The 4,665-nt window shown below is 27.2% G+C and carries 5 protein-coding genes; all 5 read right to left on the bottom strand.

The window, feature by feature from the left end:
- Window positions 1–167: 167 nt before the first annotated feature.
- Window positions 168–1,880, bottom strand: coding sequence for a phosphoenolpyruvate--protein phosphotransferase (gene ptsP / locus VN21_RS15040; RefSeq protein ID WP_046823976.1), 1,713 nt, complete (start codon window positions 1,878–1,880; stop codon window positions 168–170).
- 81 nt (window positions 1,881–1,961) lie between these two features.
- A complete protein-coding gene (locus VN21_RS15045) occupies window positions 1,962–2,222 on the bottom strand; it encodes an HPr family phosphocarrier protein (RefSeq protein ID WP_021429993.1) in 261 nt (86 codons plus the stop codon).
- 59 nt (window positions 2,223–2,281) lie between these two features.
- Window positions 2,282–3,487, bottom strand: a complete 1,206-nt coding sequence (locus tag VN21_RS15050) for a patatin-like phospholipase family protein (RefSeq protein ID WP_035115535.1) — start codon at window positions 3,485–3,487, stop codon at window positions 2,282–2,284.
- 199 nt (window positions 3,488–3,686) lie between these two features.
- Complete coding sequence (locus VN21_RS15055; protein WP_046823977.1) at window positions 3,687–4,031, bottom strand: hypothetical protein; 345 nt, start codon at window positions 4,029–4,031, stop codon at window positions 3,687–3,689.
- Window positions 4,032–4,079: 48 nt separating this feature from the next.
- Window positions 4,080–4,665, bottom strand: a 586-nt coding sequence (locus VN21_RS15060) for a TaqI-like C-terminal specificity domain-containing protein (RefSeq protein WP_046823978.1), incomplete at its 5' end; no start/stop codon positions are given.

Below are 4,665 nucleotides of genomic sequence, written 5' to 3' on the forward strand. Positions count from 1 at the left end.
ATAATTCTTTATTTTCTTATTTTTTTCTATTGTTTTTATTTTAATTGACTTTATTTTTTATTCCGTTTTATGCTTTTTAATTTATTTTCAAAAAACTTTATTTTTTCAGAATTTTTCATCAAAATAAAAAGAGCTACTATTAATAGTAGCTCTTTTTATTTAATATATTACATATTGAAAGTTTTATCTACGTAAGCTTTTATCTCTTCTGCTGTTCCCATAGTTAATACTTCATTAGCAAATTTTTTCATATCTTCATATTTAACAGAAGTTATGAACTTTCTAGCTGGAAGTATAGATATTGGAGACATAGAGAACTCATCAAGACCCATTCCCAAAAGAATAGGTATCATTCTTTGATCTCCTGCAGCTTCTCCACACATTCCTACCCATTTGCCTTCTTTGTGAGCATTGTCTATTACCATTTTGATAAGTCTTAATACAGCCGGATTAAATTGATTATATAAATAACTTATTTTTTGGTTCATTCTATCTACTGCACAAGTGTATTGTATTAAGTCATTAGTTCCTATAGAGAAGAAATCTACATGTTTAGCTAATATATCTGATATTACTGCTGCAGATGGTATTTCTATCATCATTCCAACTTCTACATCTTTAGAATATTCCATTCCTTCAGCATCCATTTCAGCTAAAACTTCTTTTATTATCTCTTTAGATTTTAATAGTTCTTCTAAAGAAGATATCATAGGGAACATTATTCTTAATTTTCCATGTACACTAGCTCTATATAAAGCTCTTAATTGAGTTTTAAATATATCTGTTCTATCTAGACATAGTCTTATAGCTCTATATCCTAAGAACGGATTCATTTCTTCGTCCATTTTGAAATATTTTAACTCTTTATCCCCACCTATATCTAATGTTCTTATTACTATAGGTTTTCCATTCATACCTTCAAGAACTGCTTTATATGCTTCATATTGTTCTTCTTCACTTGGGAAATCATCTTCCTTATCCATGTATAAGAACTCAGTTCTGTATAGTCCTACACCTTCTGCATCATTTTTTAGTAATCCTTCTAAATCATTAGGGCTTCCTATATTCCCTGCAAGCTCTACATGTCTATCATCAAGAGTTATAGAAGCTTTTCCTATTAATTGCTTTAATGCTTCTTTTTCTTCATCAAATTTAGATTTTAAATCTCTATACTCATTTATAACTTTTTCATCTGGGTTAACTATAACTTGTCCTGTTTCCCCATTGAATACTATAAAATCTCCATCCTTAACATTTTCAGTTACATCACTTAATCCAACTACTGCAGCTATTTCTAATGTTCTAGCCATTATAGCAGTATGAGAAGTTCTACCACCTATGTTAGTTAAGAATCCTAAAACCATTTTTTTATTCATTGTTGCAGTGTCTGATGGAGTTAAGTCATGAGCTATTAATATAACTTCTTCAGATAAAGCTGATAAATCTACAACTTTTATACCTAATATATGTCTTAAAACTCTATTTGTAACGTCCTTGATATCTGCTGCTCTTTCTCTCATATATTCATTGTCCATTGACTCAAATATACTTACAAACATCTCTTTAACTTCGTTTAATGCAAAATCAGCATTTACTTTTTCATCTCTTATTTTAGCTATAGTCTGATCTATTAGTTCTGGATCTTGTAAAACTAATAGGTGAGCTTCAAATATTTCAGCTTCATGTTCCCCTAATTCAACTTTAGCTCTTTCTTTTACTTGCTCTAACTCTTTCTTTGACTCTTCTACTGCAACTTGTAACTTTTCAACTTCGGCCTCAACATTTTCTATGTTCTTCTTCTCTATATTAAGTTCGCTATGTTCTATAACCAAAGCTTTTCCTAAAGCTACTCCTGGTGATGCTCCTGTTCCTTTATACATATATGCGTCCTCCCATTGTCTTGTGTATACATTATATATATTCAACAAACCTCGGTTTTCACCGAGGCTTTTTATTTTTTATTATTCTCCAAATCCGCTTTCTATTAACTCAACTAATGCGTTAACTGCTGATTCTTGATCTTCTCCATTAGCAACTACAACAACTTCATCTCCTTGAGCTAATCCTAAACTCATTATTCCCATTATTGATTTAGCATTTACAACTTTATCTTTTGCCTTTATCTCTACTGTTGATTTGAACTCAGATGCTTTCTTTACAAACATTCCTGCTGGTCTAGCATGTAATCCACTTGCATTTTTGATAGTTACTATTTTTTCCATTGTAATACCTCCATAGATTTCATTTGTTATATTTTGATATAAATATTTGCAATATTAATTTATGCCTTTATATCATTTATTATTATATTTGTTAAAAGTTTAGTAAACCTATTCCTATGAATTGTAATTATAGGTCTAGTTTCAAAACTAGATTCCCAATTCACATTAGAATTCATATTAGTATTTACTACTTCTACTACCTTATTAAAATCATATAAGTTTGTTCTATTTATATTATTTTCCTCAAGCTTTTTCTCATATATACAGTAAAATAAATCTTTATACGAGAAGTCTTTTGGTAAATTTAAACATTCTCCTAATTTTGGAATTATATTTTCTAAAAGTGTCCTTTTGCTTATATCTCTTTTTATGTTCAATGCCTTTGTTAATGATTCTATAGTTTCTTTACTAAGATTGCTTAGCTTATAGAAACAGTAGTCATCATCATATTTATACTCTTTGTTGAAATAATATCTTAACCCATCATATCTGTCAAAGGTTTTCATAGCGTCAAAATACCCTAGCTTAATGTTTTTACTTACATTGTCTGGATCTAGGTTTAGACACCCTCCTAGAGACTCTGATGGCACGATTATCTTCATGTTCACATCTTGATGGTGATTTAAGTTTATTTTTCCAAATAAATCATCAACTAATCTTATAACAACAATATCTTCATATCCTTTTTCTCTTAATAAACTTACAGGTATATTATTATGAAATAAACCATCTAAAAATAATTTATCATCTAATTTATCTAGTTTAAATATAGGCAAACTAGCACTTGCAATTAGATAGTCTAACAATTTTCCTTTTTCAATATTTTCTAAGAACATAGGACTTGGAATTATTTTACCATCCCATACAACTGTGACTAACCCAAAATCTTTATTAGAATTTCTTATAATGTTTTCATCTATAGTCTTTTCCAATAAACTTCTAAATGGACTTATATCTATTCCTTTATTTTTTCTGGCTTTATTTATAAGAGATATAACCCTATTTATGTTTTTAGGAGTAAAGTCAACATTCTTTATGTTGTGGTATGTTTCCTCATCTACATCCATAAAATGAGTATAGTCATATTTAGTCCATATCTCTTCTAAAACCTCTAGGTTATTTTGTACTATATATGCTCCATTCAAGGCTCCTATAGAGGTTCCTGCAACACCTTTAAATTCTATACCTAACTCTCTTAACGCCTTATATGCGCCTAACTGGTATGCACCCTTTGTGCCTCCACCTTCAAGTACTAATCCTTTCATAAATATCACCTTATATAAGTTATAAAGATATATCTTCCTAAAAACAAATATATTACAAGTTTCTCCCTATTTCAAGTAAAAATTATATTTTTTTATAATATTTATTCAATTTTAATTTTATGTTAGATTCTAAAAACAACATAGAAGCTTGTATTTTTAGCATTTCACTAAATTAAATATGAAAAATTTACTATTTTTACTATTTTATATCTAAATCACTGTTTACTATTTTTACTGCTTTTAAGAACATCTTTTTCTCTATAGGATTTAGCTTTATATTTGACATTATATAGTTATTAGGGTCTATTAAATATATCTTTTTATAACCAGTTTTGTAAAACATCATACAAACATTTTTAATATCAGAAAAATTGTCTGCATCAAATGGATCTACATCTATTATTAAATTATACTTAGATGTTTTTATTCCCTTTATTTTATCTCTATAATCATTTACAAACGTTTTTATCTCATTGTTGTTTAAATATCCTTTAACTTTTATATAAACTTTACTATTTCCACCTAAAACCTGAGTATATATCATGATTTCCCCCCTGTAAAATACATTTACTATGAATATATGTATATATACTTAATTTAGTGAATTTAGATTCAATGATTTTTTTATTAGCTCTTCTATTTCTTGTTGTAAATAATTTATATCTTCATTTACTTTATTATCAAATTTAATATTTTTTATAATTTGTTTTGATAAATTTTCTATTTCTATGTAATTTTCATCTTTAAAAATACTTATTTCCATAACTTTGTTCGGATAATAATCATATAAATTTTTACCCATCTTTTTTGCAAATACCTTAAAATAATTATCATATACCTTTGAATTTAATAATCCTAATAAATATTCGTAGGAAAATTCTTCTTCATATTCTTTCTTTATACAAAATGAATATACATCGGCACTGCAAAAACTATTATTTTCATCAATAGCAAATTTATTTTCACTTGATTTATACGGGTACATTATCTTTTTTCTTTCGAACATTGATTTATCTCTACCCCATTGTAATTGATACCATTTGCGAGTATTTTTCTTACACTCTCTTCTATTTTGCAATTTATTTTTATAAGTTTGTATGTATTTTATAGATTCTATGTAATTATTTATATCATTTATATCATCACTATATATAAGTTTTAAGTCACTTTTTTCTATA

Source organism: Paraclostridium benzoelyticum (genome assembly GCF_001006285.1).
GTDB classification, from domain to species: Bacteria; Bacillota; Clostridia; order Peptostreptococcales; family Peptostreptococcaceae; genus Paraclostridium; species Paraclostridium benzoelyticum.

Coding starts and splice junctions, on each gene's coding strand:
- VN21_RS15045 (WP_021429993.1), bottom strand. CDS start 2,222: ATGGAAAAAATAGTAACTATCAAAAATGCAAGTGGATTACATGCTAGA.
- VN21_RS15050 (WP_035115535.1), bottom strand. CDS start 3,487: ATGAAAGGATTAGTACTTGAAGGTGGAGGCACAAAGGGTGCATACCAG.
- ptsP (WP_046823976.1), bottom strand. CDS start 1,880: ATGTATAAAGGAACAGGAGCATCACCAGGAGTAGCTTTAGGAAAAGCT.
- VN21_RS15055 (WP_046823977.1), bottom strand. CDS start 4,031: ATGATATATACTCAGGTTTTAGGTGGAAATAGTAAAGTTTATATAAAA.